Source organism: Rhodococcus sp. AC861 (assembly GCF_979256035.1).
Window position 1 is genome coordinate 1 of record NZ_CEEDMW010000096.1, and the last position, 241, is coordinate 241.

Below are 241 nucleotides of genomic sequence, written 5' to 3' on the forward strand. Positions count from 1 at the left end.
GCTACGTCCAGCTCGCCGAGGATCAGCCGGGCGGCCTCGGGGTCATCGCGCTCCCCCTGCTCGTCGCCGGCCCGTACCTGTCGTACGGATTGCAGTGGCTGGCGTTCGGCCTGATGGCGCCGCTGGGTCTCGCCTACTTCGTGCGCGCCGAACTCCGTGAGCGTCGACGCGACAAGGCCGGCCCCGTCGAGGACACGCCCGTCACCGCTCCCTCCACGGATCCCGACGAGGACGACGACGG

General features: G+C 71.8%; 1 pseudogene. It reads left to right on the top strand.

Annotation, left to right across the window (positions count from 1 at the left end):
* Positions 1–241 (top strand): annotated as a pseudogene (locus AC0IX4_RS23290) (SURF1 family cytochrome oxidase biogenesis protein); the annotation flags it as partial.